Below are 16,999 nucleotides of genomic sequence, written 5' to 3'. Positions count from 1 at the left end.
TATCTATATAACGCTTTAGGCGTTTAAACCCCGGAGACGTTTAGTGGCTTCCGCATTGCCCATCCACGACTCCGGGCAAAACCACCAATCTTTACATCATCGGATCAAGAGCTAATGCCGGATGGCCTTTTTCTGTAAGGAATCCAACCAGTGTCTCCGGATCAGTAGCGATTGTTTCATCACCGATCATATCTGTAAAGTTTTCAATACCATAGAGTTCATTTGCTGTCTTATTAAGACGTTCAGCAACAAACTCTTTCAGTTCTTTCGGCATCCATACGATACGTTCAATACCGCCTTCTGCCTTCATGAACTTCTTGGAGCTGATGAAATGTTTACCATGTCCCATGAAACCAGGTGTCTGAACACCACCACCTGTCATGGATGCCATTTCTGAGAATGTCATTCCAAGAGGTGTCATGCCTGCATACTCACGGTTAGCGATAACAACACCATTGGAGAATGGCTCGATACCGCAGATACACTCGAAGCATCCGCATGATGTCATAGGATCCTGCATGATAGAGTACAGTGTAACGTGCTCTAATGCACCCTGGGATAATTTCTTAACAGCTTCATCTACATCTTCATAAGAACCAAGGTTCTCATCAATAGGTCTTTCTTTTGTGATTACCTGGCAAGGTCCGTTTGGATCCAGCTCGTTGGTAGCTTTTGCATCCAGCCATGAAACGGCACCGCAAAGTCCAAGTCTCTCAGGTGTAACAACGCATACGTGAGACGGGGAGAATGCCTGGCAGAGGATACAGCTGTAATATACATCTACAGATTCGTCTGTCAGAGTATTCAGACGGTCATCACGTTTCTCGAAGATCGGGATAGCAACTTCATGACGGATTCTTGTACACTCAGCAGGATCTGTATAAATAGTAACTTCACATTTATCAACAACTGCGTCAAATTCATTCTTAACCTGTGTATAGAGAACTTCACCGATATGTTTGATCTTGAAGCCTGCAGCAAATGCATCTTTGCTGATACGGATTCTCTGCATATCTCTCTGTCCTGTATGATATACACCTTCGATACAGTTGATGTAGTTATGGAACTTACGCTCGATAACAGGTTCAAAGTCAGGCTGCATGTTTTTACCTGCAACTTTAACAACATATGCAATGCTGTTCTTGCTGCCAAGTTCCATGTCGTCTACTTCCGGACCAACAACTGTAATCTTATGGTCTTCTACTTCACTTGCATCACATGTATGTACAAGCTCTGCACAGTCTACACGGGAACCATCGAATTCAACCTGCATGTCTTTACGACGGATAATCTCACCTTCGAATGCAGATGCGAAAGCAACCGGGATATCGATGTTTGTAATTTTAATCTTGATGTCACGTGCTTCCAGAGAAGTCGCATTCCATTTGGAGATGTCTTTCTGGCAGATCAGGCTCTTCGGTACTCTTGCAACATCTTCCTGGTTTGTGATAACCGGGAATCCAAGAGCGATAGCGCCTGCACCACAAGCTACGATCACATCATTTAACGGTGCAAATGCATTAACAAATGCAGGTACACGTTTCATTGTGTAATCCATCAGAGTTGCAGCATCACCTGGTTTTACGTTACCGAAGATAAGAGCTGCACGAAGTGCTACAGATACTACATGGATAACTGCTGTAACGTCTTTTCCAAGCGGGATAACACGTACGTTAGCACCTGTCTTGTATCCAACTTCCTCTAACTGGTCAATAACGTCACCAACCAGAGTGATCAAGATACCCTGAGACTGATAGGATTTAACAAGGTCTGCTGCTTCCTGAGCGGAAGGAGCTTTTCCAAGGATAACTGCTACACCTGGGATATCACCTGTTACAAGCGGTACACCAAGTTCACGGATCACTGCATCTGCAAGATGTCCGTAGCAAGGAGCTTCATAAGGAACTGCTCCGTCAATATATTTCAGAACTTCGATAAATTCTGCGCAGAGAGCTGTAGCAACGCCTGACATAAATACGTCATTTGTTCTCTTCTCTCTTGTCATAAGAGTTTTTACTACTGCAAGAGCATCTTTTAACTCTGCAAGAGTTCCAACCTTTGTTCCTGTTACTGCATAGTAGCATGGTAAAGAATATGCTGTATCAGGGAAGCTGACTGCTTTGTCAGCGCCGTATTTTTCAATTGCCTGGTTGATGGCACCCTCTGTAAGTCCATAAACCGCGTCGTTTCCCGCAAAAACACTTTCAAATAAAGTCACTTGTTCTACCTCCTAATATATGATTACTGACGATCTATCTTTTCTTTTATTTTAATGATCTCATCGGTAACTGTCTTGCTGAAGTCATATGGGGATTTTCCCTGTCTGTCTGCATCAATTACCTCTGTGTTGTAATGAATCATACCTAAAAGATCTTCCTGTGGAATCCGTTCTCTGATAAAGTTTTCGTCATCTTCATTGCGCACTTTGTTTGCGACAACCTTTACCTGAGACACTCCTAAATCTTTTGCCAGGCGCTTTACATTTTTATATGTCTGCACACTCCTTGCACCTGGTTCGATCACTACGATAAATGCATCAACTCCTTCTGTGGTTCCTCTGCCGAGATGTTCCAGGCCGGCTTCCATATCAAGAATTACTACATCTTCTCTTCTAAGTACCAGATTATTGATAATGCGCTTTAACATTACATGTTCCGGGCATACACATCCGCCGCCGCCTGTCTCGACAGTTCCCAGGACAAGGAGCCGTACGCCATTACAGACCTTACCATATTTCTCCGGAATATCGTCTACTTTCGGATTCAGATGATAGAACTGATTTCCTGCTGTAGCCCCTGTACGTTCTTCCACCAGCTTACGCATCTTTGAAATCGGTACAATAGAATCCAGAGTTTCTTCATCAAAGCCTAATGCAAGACCAAGATTCGCATCCGGATCCACATCTGCTGCAAGTACCGGTCTGCCCTCTGCTGCATACAACCTGGCCAGCGTTGCTGCAAAAGTGGTTTTGCCTACGCCGCCTTTTCCTGTAACTGCTATTTTCATTTTACGTCATCCACCTTTTATTACATTTTAAGATTACAGCAGATTAGATTCCTAATGCTGTTCTCTTCTCTTCGATTCTTTCGATCATCAGATCAACTAATTTCTCAATATCTGTTTCTACTGTATAAGCAGCTCCTGTCCATTTTCTTGTTCCCTCTGTAAGAAGCTCTCCCATTTCTGAAGAACCGGAAACATATGGATCAACACCAAGGAATGTATCAATACCGGTACCTACTACATAGTTACCGATGGATACAGCTTTTTCAGACATCCACTCAGGAGCACATCCAACTACAGGAAGCTGATTGATCTGAAGACCTGCATCTTTTGCAAGTTCAGCAGCAAGGATCATCATACGGGAAATATCTACGCATGATCCCATGTGGAGTACCGGTGGGATATCAGCCAGTTCACAGACACGTTTCAGACCTGCACCACAGAGATCTTTTGCAGATTTGTCCATAAGACCTGCTTTTGCAGCTGCCTGTGCAGAACATCCGGAAGCAATGACAACGATATCATTGGCGATACATTTCTTCATCAGTTCAATATGTGCATAGTCAGGACGGATCTTAGGATTGTTACATCCAACCATAGCAACAGCACCACGGATAACACCGGAAGTGATGCACTCAAGTAATGGTTTTGTTGTTCCTGTCTCATCAACCTGAGAGTTTGTAACACCGTCAAGAACCTTAACGATTGCTTCTACGGAATAACCAACTGTAGCTTTCTGTTTCAGCTGTGGGATATGTACAAGTTCAGGTTTTCTGTTCTTGAAGTTATCAATAGCCATCTTAACGATCGCTTTTGCATTCTCTCCTGCTGTCTCAGCATTGAATCTGATAAATTCAGCATCAGGCATCTGAGCGATTGGAGAAGTTGTGATAAATTTAGTATGGAAGCATTTGCTTAAAGGTCCTAATGCAGGGAAGATACACTGAACGTCTACTACGATCGCTTCGCAGGCACCTGTCAGCACTACATTCTCCTGCTGCAGGAAGTTACCGGCCATCGGAACACCGCGACGCATAGCTACTTCGTTTGAAGTACAGCATACACCGGAAACAGTGATTCCTTTTGCTCCTACAGATTTTGCATAATCGATCATTTCTTTGCTGTCTGCATATTCACAGATCATCTCAGAAAGGCTCGGATCATGTCCGTGTACAACAATGTTTACATTCTCTTCAACCATTACACCAAGGTTAGCTTCTGTGTCAATTGGCTTCGGAGTTCCGAATAAAACATCAGAGAACTCTGTTCCCATCATGGAACCGCCCCATCCATCAGCCATACCGCAGCGAAGAGATTGTTTTACAAGAGCTTCCGGAAGAGAAGAACATCCCATATGAGCCATATGTAAAGAAGTGGAAACTTCACGGTCGATTGCACGTGGTGCAATTTCATTTTCAATCAGTTTCTCTTTCTGTCCTGCAGGCATTCTGTCAAGGAATCTCTGATATCCGAATGGTTTACCATATTCCATCAATCCTGTCTCAGCCATTTCATGAGCCAGATCATAGATATCTTTTCCTTCTGTCTCTACGCCCCATTCTTTTGCGATACGGATCAGTTTCTCAGGATCTTTTACCTGATAGTTTCCGCCGTCTTTTGCACAATATAATGTGTGGCAGATTTCACGACCGTGATCAGAGTGAGTAGCTGCACCACCTGCTGTAAATTTCAGGAAGTTTCTTCCTACGATACCATGAACGTCACATCCGCAGATACCTCTTGATGCTTTAGGGGTAATACGACATGGTCCCATAGCACAGATACGACAGCAGACACCCTGCTCACCGAATTTACAATGTGGAGTCTGTTTTTTTACACGAAGCTGCCATGCGTCAGCTCCAACCTTTGCACCTGTCTCCAAAAGTCTGGCAGTAGCCTCTTCAAACTCTTCCACTGTAGTTAATTTGAATTCACTCATTATAGACCTCCTTTAATTCTGGTTTGTGTATTCCTTTAAGATACACATTTTTATTTTATTAATAATCCCACAGGCAGGAAATCCCGGTTATCTATAGGTTATCTATATCTGAAGAATTGGCTCCGTTAAAGATAACTGTGATAACCCATCCCATCCCCTCCCATGGGTTATTTAACTTAAAAAATAAAGATGTAAACTTGTATTTATCTCTGCATATATAGATTTCCTATGCGCAGAAACATCCCTCATCGGATTCTCATCCGACAAGGGGTGTTTCTTATAATTTTAAATTATCAACGATTGCACAAAGTGCAGTCTTGACAGGGTTGTCTTCCGGAAGTGTGCTTGTAGGACGTCCTTCACAGTCATATTCATAAACTGTTTCATCCTGTGGAACAACACCAAGAAGTGTCAGTCCCTGATTTGCAATCTCTTCCTGAATTCCCTTATTCAATTCTCCTTTCGGAGCTCGGTTAATGATCAGACCGACTGTATCAGGATGCATATCACATTCTTTAATGAGTTCTGCAATCCTGCCTACTGCCTGTACGCCTCTTCTGGAGCAGTCGCTGACCAGAATGGCAGTCTGCATGCTCGGAAGAACACCTCTGCTGATATGTTCCATTCCGGCTTCATTATCTACAACAATATACGGATAATTATTCTGGTATTTTGCAAGCTGAGTCTGAAGAAGACCATTAACATAGCAGTAACAGCCTTTTCCCTGAGTTCTGCCCATGACAAGAAGATCAAAATCATCATCTTCTACAAGCGCATCTTCAAAACGCATTTCCGCGTAATCAGCCTTAGACATTCCGGTAGGAATTGGATTCTCTTTTGCAAGCTCTGCACGTGCAATTTCTTCACGCACATCGCCAAGAGTTGTCTCTACCTTTACGCCAAGAACCTCATTGAGGTTTGAGTTTGCATCAGCATCTACTGCAAGAATCGGCCCTTTACCCTTTTCACACAGGTACTGGATCAGCATTCCGCATAATGTTGTTTTTCCCACGCCGCCTTTTCCTGCGACAGCAATTACGTGTGCCATAAAACCAGGTGCCTCCTAAATCTGTCTTAGTATTCTTTCTATAAATAAAAAATGATGTTAAGGTCAAAAGGTGTTTTGTCCCTATCTTAATATCAGTCACATTTCAGTTTCACAATACTGTTGGCAAGGTCAACCATTAAAATAGTTCCCTCGACCACTCTCTCATCTCCCATAATATCACGGAGAATCAATTTATTCCCATCCACATCTATACGGGAAACATTTTTAAAAATAACAGAATCGTCACTTTCTTTATATACAGTTGCCAGACACATGTGATGTCGCCTCCTATTTCATCTCTTCTTTAACAAGTGTTAAGGCAAGTCCAAGTCTCATATTGCCTTTCTGAAAATCTGCAACAGCTTCCTTAATAGTCTTACATGCTGCATCCATTCCCATCTTGGCAAGGTTATCAGCCATCTGATCCAGTTCCTGAGCATGATGCTCATTGTGCTGAAGCATATATGTCAGAAGAGCCAGTGTCTCATTCTTACAGTCACCTTCACTGCAGGATCCGCAATGAGCAGTATCACAGGCATGATCTGCATGAGAATGTCCATGATCATGACCTTCGCCATGAGTATGCTCATGAGTATGAGTCATACCATCTTCATGGGTATGTTCATGGGTGTGTCCATGCCCATGCTGGACAAGATTCCCATTTTCATCTTTGATTAAATGCATGGTTAAATGCTCCCTTCTATTGAAAAATACACTGAATTTATAAAATTCAGTCTTTTTTTATGACAATAAATTATCAATTTACTGATATTATACATCTTTTTTTTCGTTTCCGCAAGCCATTTAGCATAAATAATCACTAAAAAAATTTTGAAATATATGCTTTGAAATAGCTTTTTTCACAAGAACTGTTAATACTTTAACCCTTATGTTATATTGTTAACAATGTACTCTTGCAAAAACTTAATAATTTTTATGTACTTCTGACACATTTTTATGTTATACTTGGACAAGATTATCGGGCAAAGCAGCTTGCCCAAAGTGTATATAGGAATTGGAGGAATTGTTTTGGATAATACTGTTTTTCTGAATACAAACAGAGAGATGCCTTTACTCGGACTGGGAGTATACAAAGCCACCGGGGAAAATGAGGCCGAAAATGCTATTATTTCTGCTGTTGAATCAGGATACCGTCTGATTGATACAGCCTCCGTATATAAAAACGAAGAAAATGTAGGACGGGGAATCGCCAGCTGTGGAATACCGCGAAATGAACTTTTTATTACTACAAAAGTATGGAATACCGCACAGCGTCTGGGAGACATTCAGGGTGCTTTTGAAAGAAGCCTGGACCGGCTCAAACTGGATTATGTGGATTTGTATCTGATCCACTGGCCGGTTCCGGGATGTTATCTCAGCACCTGGAAAGTACTGGAGGAAATCCAGAAATCCGGGCGGGCTCTTTCTATCGGTGTCAGTAATTTTGAAATCCGTCATCTGGAAGAACTGGAAGCCAATTCCGGAATCATACCTGCTGTAAATCAGATTGAATGCCATCCTCTCTGCTATCCGAAAGAGCTGATTGATTATTGCCAGGATAAAGGAATCCAGGTACAGGCATATGCCCCGCTTGCAAGGGGTGCATATCTTGATAATGATGTTATGTGTGTACTCGGAACTAAATATGCCCATACTCCTGCTCAGATTGGTCTGCGCTGGGCTACCCAGAAGGGAATATCAGTAATCCCGAAATCCGTACATCCTGACCGCATCAGAAGTAACGGCAATATTTTTGATTTCACAATCGAACAGGAGGATATGGATCTGATCGATACTCTGAACGAAAATTTCCACAGTTCACATGTTCCCGAGGATTTAAGGGACATTGCATTCTGATAAAGAGTAGTTAAAAAATATTTTATCATTCAAATGTAAAAAGCAGATGTATTTATATAACATCTGCTTTTTACATATTTATCATCTCTGTCTATAGAATTTCCCATAAATGATGCATTCGAAAGTTTTTCGTAACCATTCAGCAGTCAGCTATCCCGCGAGGTACTGAACAGTTACAGTTTTTCTATAACATCTCAGTTAGTTTTCTGTCCGTCTTCCCATGGAAGCATCGGCGTCTCCACTTTCTTATCTCTTACCATAAGGTCGATCACCGCTTCCGCTGCACTTTTTCCTTCGAACAAGACTTTGTTTATTTCTGTGATGATCGGCATTTCCACATCATACTTCTCAGCCAGTTCTTTTGCTGCTTTTGCAGAATAGACGCCCTCCACGATCATTTTCACTTCAGCCATCGCCTGCTCCATGGTATATCCTTTTCCCATCAGATATCCGGCTTTCCGGTTACGGCTGTGGACACTGGCACAGGTAACGATCAGATCTCCGATTCCGGACAGACCATAAAAGGTTTCCATACGTGCTCCCATTTTAACACCCAGACGTGAAATTTCTGCAATTCCTCTTGTGATCAGGGCTGCTTTGGTATTATCGCCGTATCCCAGACCATCTGCGGTTCCGGCCGCCAGTGCGATCACATTCTTTAACGCTGCGCCAAGCTCCACTCCCAGCATATCCGGCGTGGTATAAACTCTGAAAACAGGGCTCATAAAGATTCCCTGCAAATATTCTGCTGTCTCTCTCTGGTGAGAACTTACCACACAGGTAGTCGGAAGTCCTTTTCCAACCTCTTCTGCATGGCTTGGGCCGGAAAGCACAGACACATTTGCCTGTGGAAGTTCCTGTTCAATGATCTCGCTTAAAGTAAGAAGAGTTTTTTCCTCCACACCTTTGGCAACATTTACAATTTTCTGTCCGTTTTTTACAAAAGGCGCCATACGCTTGCAGGTACTTCTGGTATAAGGCGAAGGAACTGCCAGAATTGCCACATCTGCATCCCGCAGGCTTCTCTCAAGATCTATTGTGATATCAATCGGTTCAGGAATCTTTACACCCGGAAGTTTGCTCACGTGTTCCCGCTTTTCTCTTAATGTTGTTATCTCCTCCCCAAGCGCCGACCAGAGAATCACCTCGTGTCCATTATTGTAAAGAAGGATAGACAGGGCAGTTCCCCAGCTTCCCGCACCAAGCACACTTATCTTTGCCATATAAATACCTCTTTTTATTTATTTTTTTTGCTTAAATAAATTTTACTTTCTGTCCCGTCAAGAAGCCGTTTTATGTTCTTTTTATGTCTGTAAAATGCCAGTACTGTCAAGAGTCCCATAACAATATAAAGCTCGATCATATGATAAGAATCCATATGATAAGAACCCATCTGTCCAAATACGATCATACTGATAAATGCAGCCAGATATGCACTTACCGAACACAGAGAAACATAGTGTGTCAGGAAAAACAGTCCGAAAAATACAATTGCACAGATCACAAAAATCCGCCAGTCAAAAGCAATCACAAGTCCTACAGATGCAGCTACGCCCTTCCCGCCCTTAAAATTAAGATAAAACGGAAAATTATGCCCCAGAATACACCCAGCTGCTGCATAAAGGCTCAGCAGCGGCAGAATATCTCCATAAGAATTTCCGAATATTGCCCTTACGATCAGGATGGCCGCAATACACTTCAGACAGTCACACAACAGATTCAATGCCCCGGCCTTTTTGCCAAGTGTACGCAGTACATTTGTAGAACCCAGATTTCCGCTTCCCTGTTTGCGGATATCAATATGATAAATTTTTCCTAAAATGTATGCGGTCTGAAAAAGTCCACATGCATATCCAATTGCAATACAAATCAGGCGTTCCATGATTATTCTTTTTCACCTCGTTCACGAATAATGAATTTCAGTGATGTTCCCGCAAATCCAAAGGCATCCCTGATCTTGTTCTCCAGATATCTGGTATAAGAGAAATGCATCAGCTCTTTGTCATTTACAAAGATAACAAATGTAGGCGGTTTGACAGCCACCTGTGTCATATAGTAAATCTTCAGACGTTTTCCCTTATCAGACGGAGGCTGCTGCATTGCCACTGCCTCAGAAAGGATTTCATTCAGGACACCCGTCTGGATACGCAGTGTCTGGTTTTCGATAACCGCATCGATCGTTTCAAACATTCTGGAAATCCTGAGTCCTGTTTTTGCAGAAATAAATACCAGTTCCGCATATGGCATATATGCCAGAACCTCGCGGATTCTGTTTGTGTGCTTATAAATAGTCTTATCATTCTTTTCAATGGCATCCCATTTATTTACGGCAATGATAACACCCTTTCCTCTTTCGTGGGCAATACCTGCAATCTTGGCATCCTGTTCTGTAACACCCTCTGACGCATCGATCATTACAATGACAACATCCGCACGTTCTACTGCAGTCACTGTACGGATCACACTGTATCTCTCAATCTCCTCTTTGACTTTTCCCTTACGGCGAAGTCCGGCAGTATCAATAAAGATATAATCCTTTCCCTGCCATTTTACTCTGGTATCTACCGCATCTCTTGTAGTTCCGGCAATATCAGAAACAATCACACGGTCTTCTCCCAGAAGTTTGTTTACCAATGACGATTTTCCTACGTTTGGTTTTCCCACAATGGCAATTCTCGGGATTTCATCATCTTCTTCTGTATCTGCATCCTCAGGGAAATGTTTTGCCACTTCATCCAGCATATCACCCAGCCCCATACGGTTTGCCGCAGAAATCGGAATCGGTTCACCGATACCAAGGTTATAGAACTCATAAACATCCATCATAAATTTCTGGATACTGTCTACCTTATTCACAACAAGGACAACCGGTTTGCCGCTGCGTCGGAGCATATCTGCCACCTTCGCATCGGAATCCACCAGTCCCTGATGAACGTCTGTGATAAAGATGATAACATCTGCCGTATCAATGGCAATCTGTGCCTGCTCTCTCATCTGAGAAAGGATGATGTCACTGCTGTCCGGCTCAATACCGCCTGTATCGATCATGGTAAATGTCTTGTCCAGCCATGTCACATCTGCATAAATTCTGTCTCTTGTAACGCCGGGTGTATCTTTTACAATAGAAATCTTCTCACCTGCCAGCGCATTAAACAATGTGGATTTACCTACATTAGGTCTGCCCACTATCGCTACTACCGGTTTGCTCATATATCTGTCTCCTTCTTATCTTTTTATGGTCTGGTACTTCGATCAGACAGTTTACCAGGTCAGCACCCGGTTCATCTACCACTACAACTTCCGTCTTAAGAGCCTGTCTGACATCTTCCACCGTCAGGTCATCCAGAAAAACATCCTCGCCGCTTCTGAGCATATTGCATGGGATCAGTACTTTTTCTCCCAGATTTCTCTGCGCAAGCTGATCCATAAGATCAGTAGCTGTAATCAGACCGGAAACTGTGATCTTCTCTCCAAAGAAATTATTCTTTACTGCATATACTTCAGCCTGGACATTCGGAAATTTCTTCTGTACCAGTTTTATCATTTTACCTATATAAGGCGCTGCCAGCCGTCCTGTTGCAACAGTGGCATTTACCTCTCTGTCATCGCCTTCAAGCTGCTCAAGTCTCTCTTTTACCTCTGTTTCAAGCAGACGCATCATACCAACACCATTCTCCAGCTGAAGGTATCCGTCATATCTGCCCTCCTCAGGAAGTTCATATCCTGCAAGAATATACCATTCATCCGAAGCATGTACAAAATGAATACCATGCTTCTTCACCATGATCTTCTGCCACCGCTCTACCTGACTGATCAGATACCTTGCATCCTCTTTATCAAAAGATTCCAGTGGATACAGACCTTTTCGATACCTGGAAAGACCTACAGGTACGATTGAAACACTCTGCAGTACAGGCGCATATTCCGACAGTTTTTCCAGACTGTATTCCAGTTCATCCCTGTCATTAATCCCCTTGCAGAGCACAATCTGCCCGTTCATGGTCACATCACCTTTATAAAGCCTGTCAACTTTTGCAAGGGCATCTCCGGCAAATCGATTATGGAGCATTTTACAGCGAAGCTTGGGATTCATAGTCTGAAACGATACATTGATCGGGGAAAGATGAAACTTGATAATACGATCCAGATCATAGTCACTCATATTGGTAAGGGTAACATAGTTTCCCTGCAGGAATGACAGTCTGGAATCATCATCTTTAAAATATAAAGTTTCTCTCATACCGGGCGGCATCTGGTCTATAAAACAGAAAATACAGTGATTGGAACAGGAGCGGTACTCATCCATAAGACTGTTCTCAAACTCCACGCCAAGATCATCTTCATATTCCTTTTCTACTTCCAGTTCCCATTCCTCGCCATTCTTCTTTCGGATAAGGAGCGTAACAAATTCGTCATTCATCAGATAACGATAATCAAACACATCCTCTACCGGCTGGCCGTTAATGGAAAGCAGCGCATCTCCCGGTTCCAGTTCCAGTTCTTCTCCGATGCTGTCCGGAAGAACTCTGGATATTATGTGTAAATTTTTTTTCATGAATTTTACTCCATTGGAATGTAACCGGAAATTGTGTGTGGGATAAACTTTTCCGGCACATTTTGTTTCTCGATCATTCAGGAGCCGCTGATTTATTTACTGTGCAGGCACAGTAACTTTCTGACATTTACTCCTGATATCATATGACAGTAATTCCGGACAAAATATACCTGCGCCCAGAATCCACTATCTTTTATATCATAACAATTGTAAAAGAAAAAATCAATAAATTCCTTGACGTATTTTAGGGCAAATGTTATATATTATATTGAAATCTATTTTTTGAGTATAAAATCACTACTTAGGAGGAGTATTATGCCAAACATAGAATTGTTGGAAAAATCCATGCCGGTTGCACCTATCCGTATTGCAGCTCTTGGATGCAGAGAACTTGCAGAAGAAGTTGACAGAAAACTTGTTAAATTCCGTAAAGAGCTGGTTGAACGCAAACAGCTCAGTGCTATTCCTCAGGGATACAGCGAAGAATCATTTATTGTAGAATGTGAATGCCCCCGTTTCGGAACCGGTGAAGGTAAAGGTTATATTAAAGAATCCGTTCGTGGCACTGACCTTTATATTATGGTTGATGTGACCAATTACAGTGAATCTTATACTGTATGCGGACACGAGAACCATATGTCTCCTGACAACCATTTCCAGGATCTTAAACGAATTATTTCCGCTGCAACAGGCAAGGCACACCGTATCAATGTAATTATGCCGTTCCTTTATGAAGGCCGCCAGCACAGACGTACTAAAAGAGAATCTCTGGACTGTGCACTGGCACTGAAGGAATTAAGCGATATGGGAGTTTCCAATATCATTACCTTTGATGCCCATGATCCACGTGTCCAGAACTCTATTCCGCTGAATGGTTTTGATAACTTTTTCCCTACTTATCAGTTTTTAAAAGCTCTGATCAAGAGTGTGCCGGATCTTCGTGTTGACAATGACCATCTGATGATCATCAGCCCTGATGAAGGTGCCATGTCAAGAGCTGTATATTTCTCCAATATCCTTGGAGTAGATATGGGTATGTTCTACAAACGTCGTGATTACTCTACAATCGTCAATGGAAAGAATCCTATTGTTGCACATGAATTCCTCGGAGATTCCGTAGAAGGCAAAGATGTTGTAGTTATCGATGACATGATTTCCTCCGGCGGAAGTATGCTGGATGTTGCCAAACAGTTAAAAGAACGCAACGCAAAGAGAGTATTTGTATGCACTACCTACGGTCTGTTCACAGACGGTCTGGATAAATTTGATGAATATTATGAGAAAGGCTGGCTTGACAGAGTGATCACAACCAACCTGAATTACCGCATTCCGGAACTTCTCGAAAGACCATATTATGTAGAAGCAAATATGAGCAAATATCTTGCGAGCATCATTGATATCATCAATCATGATGTTTCCGTTGAGAAGGTTCGTTCCAGCAACGAAAAGATCATGTCTCTTATGGAAAAAGTAAATTCCAGATAGTTTTTCCGGCAGATGAATACGAAAAGGGGAGCTGTTAACCAGCTCCCCCCTTTTTCGTATTGTACAGTTAATCTGCCAATTCAGGATTACTCACTTCGCACTGTTGTGCTTATAACAATTTCAGGTTTTATGAACGTATGCCAAGAAAAGCCCCAAGATTTCCCCTTTTTCCATGGGAAGCCCTGTGAGAAAAGAGAAACTCAGGATTACAGCAGGTACAGAGATTTGGCATGGAAATGTTTTCTTCCGGGATTCCCGCTTCCAGAAAAATAATCTTGTTTGCCATCCACAGATTTAACTGATATTTTCCGTTTTCTTTTCTGTAAAACAGCCTGTTCCGGTATTTCTTATCAAAAACCTTTTCAAATTCTTCAATCACATCTTCGCTGACTTCATAACACTCCTGACAGATAGACGGTCCGATGGCCACCTTCAGATCTTTCGGATTACTTCCATACTCTTCAGACATCTTTTCTATGGTAACTGCACCGATTTTCTGAACCGTACCTCTCCATCCCGAATGAGACAGTCCGATCGCGTGATTCGCCGGATCAGCAAAATACAGTGGAACGCAATCCGCATAAAAGGTTGCGAGAACCAGCCCCGGAACATTTGTGATCATTCCATCTGTATCTGTATAATCACGCGGGATCACAATTCCCTTTCCGCGGTCTTTCTCTGTTACTTTCCGCACATTGTTGGTATGAGTCTGATCAGATGTAACGATGCTGTTCGTATCAAATCCCATAGCATCAGAAATCCTTCTGTAATTTTCTTTCACGCAGGATTCCTCATCACCTCTTGTAAAACTCAGGTTCATAGAACTGTAGATTCCTCTGCTCACTCCGCCAAAGCGGGTGCTGAATCCATGAACAAGCCAGTTCATTTCTTCATATGCGGGATATGTAAGAAATGTAACATCTTTATTGTTTTTTACATTCATCTTTGGAATCTGTTCACTGTTCCATTTTATCTTCATATTTCATTATTCCCTTCCTGCTGTATGGCAGATTATTCATCAAAGCAGTTTCTATAATTATTAGAGGATTGCAATATATTCAAACGCATTCTTAACCCAGTGTATTTCATCCCCGTCAATTCCTGCCACATCGAAACGGCATGGGATATCCACATTGTGATATTCCACTGTAAGAAAATACCTTGCCACCTTACATATGGTTTTCTGTTTAGCAGGATTTACTGCAGCCAGCGAATAACCGGAACTATTGTCTTTCCTGTATTTTACCTCAACAAAAACAAGATATTCTCCATCTCTGGCAATCAGATCGATTTCTCCAAATCTGCATCTGTAATTATATCTCAGAATAAATAATCCCTGCTGTTTCAGATAATCAGCAGCTTTTCGTTCGTAACAGCTTCCGGTAGACCGGGTATTTTTATGCAAATTCTTCCATCCATTTCTTTTTATATTATATGTAGGCATCTTTTGTTGTTACTGTGCATCACTCAGTGTATTGCTGTGTACTGAAGGATAGTAACCCTTTTGCAACTGTTTATATGAAATGTGTAATAAAGGTCTTTCTGTGGATCGGGGTTTCTCCGTATTTTTTCAGTGCCGCAATATGATCGGCAGAACCATATCCCTTATTTGATGCAAAACCATATTCCGGGAACACTTTATCATATTCTTCCATCATTCTGTCCCTTGTCACTTTTGCAACAATACTTGCTGCTGCAATGGAAACACTCTTTGCATCTCCCTTAATAATGGGAACCTGTGGAATGGTGATCTGAGGAATCGTGACTGCATCATTGAGAAGAAGCTGAGGAACCACTTCCAGTTTACTTACCGCCTCCCGCATTGCCTCATAAGTAGCCTGAAGGATATTGATCTCGTCAATACGCTCCGGGCTGCGCATACCGATTCCTACTGAAACCGCTTCCCTCATAATCACATCATACAGTTCTTCTCTTTTGGAAGCACTGAGTTTCTTGGAATCGTTCAGATAAAGGATCCGGCTGTCCTGTGGCAGAATTACTGCACATGCCACAACCGGGCCTGCAAGGGGGCCTCTTCCCACTTCATCAATTCCGCATAAATAACCAAGATGTTCATATTTATGCTCATATACCTTCATATTTTCAATACGCTGCTTCTCCGCTTCCAGAGCTGCTTCCTTTTTGCGGCACTGTGCGATCAGCTTTTGCACACCACTTCTTGTATCTTCTTTATAAATTTCATATAAAGCCGGGTAGCTGCTCATATCTGCTGCAGCAAACTCGACTTTAATCTCAGCTATTGTTTTCATAATGGCGCCCACTCCAATGTGATCCGCCCCATTTTTCCGGAACGGAAATCATCAAACAGTATCAGCGAAGCTTTGGCATAGTCCAGCTCTTCCTGCTTTTTCAGACACCCTCTGGCTCTGGCAATCGCCTCCAGAACTTCCACAGAAGTTCCCTCCTCTGTGATCTGATATCTCTCTGCCAGAATCCCTTTATAATTTTCGCGCAGATAATCGATCAGCCAGAGTGCCAGTTCCTCCATATTCAGAATGTCATCTTTGATAGAACCTACACATGCCAGACGGATTCCCACCTGCTGGTCTTCAAATTTCGGCCACAAAATACCAGGAGTGTCCAAAAGTTCTACTCCCTTATTCAGACGGATCCACTGTTTTCCTTTCGTAACTCCCGGCTTGTTTCCGGTCTTTGCACAGGCCCGTCCTGCAAAGGTATTGATAAATGTAGATTTTCCTACATTCGGGATTCCCACTACCATAGCGCGGATCGGACGGTTTTTAATACCGCGGCGTCTGTCTCTTTCTATCTTTTCCTTACATGCTTCCTGGATCACATTATTGATTGCTTTCATTCCGGAACCATTTCTGGAATCTACTTTTACAACATAAAATCCCTTTGCCTGAAAATAAGTTTTCCAGGCTTCATTCTGGCGCTCGTCAGCCAGATCTGATTTATTAAGAAGAATCAGTCTGGATTTATTTTTTCCCAGTTCATCGATATCCGGGTTTCTGCTCGAAAGAGGTACGCGGGCATCCACAAGTTCAATGATCAGATCGATCAGCTTAATGTCCTCCTGCATCTGTCTCTTTGCCTTGGTCATATGACCAGGGTACCACTGTACGTTCAT

16 protein-coding genes are annotated in these 16,999 nt (G+C 42.4%); 2 read left to right on the top strand and 14 right to left on the bottom strand.

The window, feature by feature from the left end; all coding sequences use genetic code 11:
* Nucleotides 1-91: 91 nt before the first annotated feature.
* The 6 genes from acsB to LJE09_RS07140 all read right to left on the bottom strand — a co-directional run bounded on the left by acsB (nt 92) and on the right by LJE09_RS07140 (nt 6,674).
* The gene (gene acsB, locus LJE09_RS07165) at nt 92-2,218 is read right to left on the bottom strand and encodes an acetyl-CoA decarbonylase/synthase complex subunit alpha/beta (RefSeq protein ID WP_022380764.1); all 2,127 of its coding nucleotides are present in this window, start codon (nt 2,216-2,218) and stop codon (nt 92-94) included.
* Between the two features lie 23 nt (nt 2,219-2,241).
* Nucleotides 2,242-3,006, bottom strand: a complete 765-nt coding sequence (locus tag LJE09_RS07160) for an ATP-binding protein (protein WP_019161837.1) — start codon at nt 3,004-3,006, stop codon at nt 2,242-2,244.
* Between the two features lie 43 nt (nt 3,007-3,049).
* Complete coding sequence (cooS, locus tag LJE09_RS07155; RefSeq protein ID WP_055052416.1) at nt 3,050-4,942, bottom strand: anaerobic carbon-monoxide dehydrogenase catalytic subunit; 1,893 nt, start codon at nt 4,940-4,942, stop codon at nt 3,050-3,052.
* A 277-nt stretch (nt 4,943-5,219) separates the two neighbouring features.
* Entirely contained in the window at nt 5,220-5,990 is a 771-nt protein-coding gene (locus LJE09_RS07150) for an ATP-binding protein (RefSeq protein WP_227311091.1), read from the bottom strand.
* Nucleotides 5,991-6,082: 92 nt separating this feature from the next.
* Entirely contained in the window at nt 6,083-6,265 is a 183-nt protein-coding gene (locus LJE09_RS07145) for a CooT family nickel-binding protein (protein ID WP_008703891.1), read from the bottom strand.
* Between the two features lie 13 nt (nt 6,266-6,278).
* Complete coding sequence (locus tag LJE09_RS07140; RefSeq protein ID WP_022380761.1) at nt 6,279-6,674, bottom strand: hypothetical protein; 396 nt, start codon at nt 6,672-6,674, stop codon at nt 6,279-6,281.
* 345 nt (nt 6,675-7,019) lie between these two features.
* On the opposite strand from LJE09_RS07140, the gene LJE09_RS07135 reads away from it, so the two are divergent.
* Nucleotides 7,020-7,847, top strand: a complete 828-nt coding sequence (locus tag LJE09_RS07135) for an aldo/keto reductase (protein WP_008703893.1) — start codon at nt 7,020-7,022, stop codon at nt 7,845-7,847.
* A gap of 194 nt (nt 7,848-8,041) precedes the next feature.
* Here the strand turns inward: LJE09_RS07135 and LJE09_RS07130 are convergent, their stop codons facing one another.
* The 4 genes from LJE09_RS07130 to LJE09_RS07115 are packed head-to-tail and all read right to left on the bottom strand — an operon-like array spanning nt 8,042 to nt 12,402.
* Complete coding sequence (locus LJE09_RS07130) at nt 8,042-9,070, bottom strand: NAD(P)H-dependent glycerol-3-phosphate dehydrogenase (RefSeq protein WP_055052417.1); 1,029 nt, start codon at nt 9,068-9,070, stop codon at nt 8,042-8,044.
* A 14-nt stretch (nt 9,071-9,084) separates the two neighbouring features.
* On the bottom strand, nt 9,085-9,729 hold the full coding sequence (gene plsY, locus LJE09_RS07125; protein WP_029676806.1) for a glycerol-3-phosphate 1-O-acyltransferase PlsY: 645 nt from the start codon (nt 9,727-9,729) through the stop codon (nt 9,085-9,087).
* A 2-nt stretch (nt 9,730-9,731) separates the two neighbouring features.
* The gene (der, locus tag LJE09_RS07120; protein ID WP_008703896.1) at nt 9,732-11,057 is read right to left on the bottom strand and encodes a ribosome biogenesis GTPase Der; all 1,326 of its coding nucleotides are present in this window, start codon (nt 11,055-11,057) and stop codon (nt 9,732-9,734) included.
* Entirely contained in the window at nt 11,020-12,402 is a 1,383-nt protein-coding gene (locus LJE09_RS07115; protein ID WP_055052418.1) for a DUF512 domain-containing protein, read from the bottom strand. Before LJE09_RS07115 ends, der begins: the two co-directional genes overlap by 38 nt.
* Before the next feature lie 315 nt (nt 12,403-12,717).
* Between LJE09_RS07115 and LJE09_RS07110 the strand changes: the two genes are divergently transcribed.
* Nucleotides 12,718-13,887: a ribose-phosphate pyrophosphokinase gene (locus tag LJE09_RS07110; RefSeq protein WP_055052419.1), complete on the top strand. Its 1,170-nt coding sequence runs from the start codon at nt 12,718-12,720 to the stop codon at nt 13,885-13,887.
* Nucleotides 13,888-14,014: 127 nt separating this feature from the next.
* On the opposite strand, the gene pgeF is transcribed toward LJE09_RS07110, so the two are convergent.
* From pgeF to ylqF, 4 genes are all read right to left on the bottom strand, one after another.
* Complete coding sequence (gene pgeF, locus LJE09_RS07105; RefSeq protein ID WP_118759243.1) at nt 14,015-14,866, bottom strand: peptidoglycan editing factor PgeF; 852 nt, start codon at nt 14,864-14,866, stop codon at nt 14,015-14,017.
* Between the two features lie 60 nt (nt 14,867-14,926).
* The gene (locus LJE09_RS07100; RefSeq protein WP_008703904.1) at nt 14,927-15,292 is read right to left on the bottom strand and encodes a YraN family protein; all 366 of its coding nucleotides are present in this window, start codon (nt 15,290-15,292) and stop codon (nt 14,927-14,929) included.
* A 109-nt stretch (nt 15,293-15,401) separates the two neighbouring features.
* Nucleotides 15,402-16,157, bottom strand: a complete 756-nt coding sequence (locus LJE09_RS07095) for a ribonuclease HII (protein ID WP_118759244.1) — start codon at nt 16,155-16,157, stop codon at nt 15,402-15,404.
* Complete coding sequence (gene ylqF / locus LJE09_RS07090; protein WP_020994042.1) at nt 16,154-16,999, bottom strand: ribosome biogenesis GTPase YlqF; 846 nt, start codon at nt 16,997-16,999, stop codon at nt 16,154-16,156. Before ylqF ends, LJE09_RS07095 begins: the two co-directional genes overlap by 4 nt.

The organism is Blautia sp. DFI.3.45, from assembly GCF_020593505.1.
Lineage (GTDB): Bacteria > Bacillota > Clostridia > Lachnospirales > Lachnospiraceae > Blautia_A > Blautia_A wexlerae.
Note: the sequence above shows the minus strand (reverse complement) of the source record. Positions and strands in the feature narration are given on the sequence as shown.

Excerpts from the sequence above, each read along its gene's own strand:
- LJE09_RS07160 (WP_019161837.1), bottom strand. The coding sequence starts at position 3,006 with ATGAAAATAGCAGTTACAGGAAAAGGCGGCGTAGGCAAAACCACTTTT.
- cooS (WP_055052416.1), bottom strand. The coding sequence starts at position 4,942 with ATGAGTGAATTCAAATTAACTACAGTGGAAGAGTTTGAAGAGGCTACT.
- LJE09_RS07150 (WP_227311091.1), bottom strand. The coding sequence starts at position 5,990 with ATGGCACACGTAATTGCTGTCGCAGGAAAAGGCGGCGTGGGAAAAACA.
- LJE09_RS07145 (WP_008703891.1), bottom strand. The coding sequence starts at position 6,265 with ATGTGTCTGGCAACTGTATATAAAGAAAGTGACGATTCTGTTATTTTT.
- LJE09_RS07140 (WP_022380761.1), bottom strand. The coding sequence starts at position 6,674 with ATGCATTTAATCAAAGATGAAAATGGGAATCTTGTCCAGCATGGGCAT.
- LJE09_RS07130 (WP_055052417.1), bottom strand. The coding sequence starts at position 9,070 with ATGGCAAAGATAAGTGTGCTTGGTGCGGGAAGCTGGGGAACTGCCCTG.
- plsY (WP_029676806.1), bottom strand. The coding sequence starts at position 9,729 with ATGGAACGCCTGATTTGTATTGCAATTGGATATGCATGTGGACTTTTT.
- der (WP_008703896.1), bottom strand. The coding sequence starts at position 11,057 with ATGAGCAAACCGGTAGTAGCGATAGTGGGCAGACCTAATGTAGGTAAA.
- LJE09_RS07115 (WP_055052418.1), bottom strand. The coding sequence starts at position 12,402 with ATGAAAAAAAATTTACACATAATATCCAGAGTTCTTCCGGACAGCATC.
- LJE09_RS07110 (WP_055052419.1), top strand. The coding sequence starts at position 12,718 with ATGCCAAACATAGAATTGTTGGAAAAATCCATGCCGGTTGCACCTATC.
- pgeF (WP_118759243.1), bottom strand. The coding sequence starts at position 14,866 with ATGAAGATAAAATGGAACAGTGAACAGATTCCAAAGATGAATGTAAAA.
- LJE09_RS07095 (WP_118759244.1), bottom strand. The coding sequence starts at position 16,157 with ATGAAAACAATAGCTGAGATTAAAGTCGAGTTTGCTGCAGCAGATATG.
- ylqF (WP_020994042.1), bottom strand. The coding sequence starts at position 16,999 with ATGAACGTACAGTGGTACCCTGGTCATATGACCAAGGCAAAGAGACAG.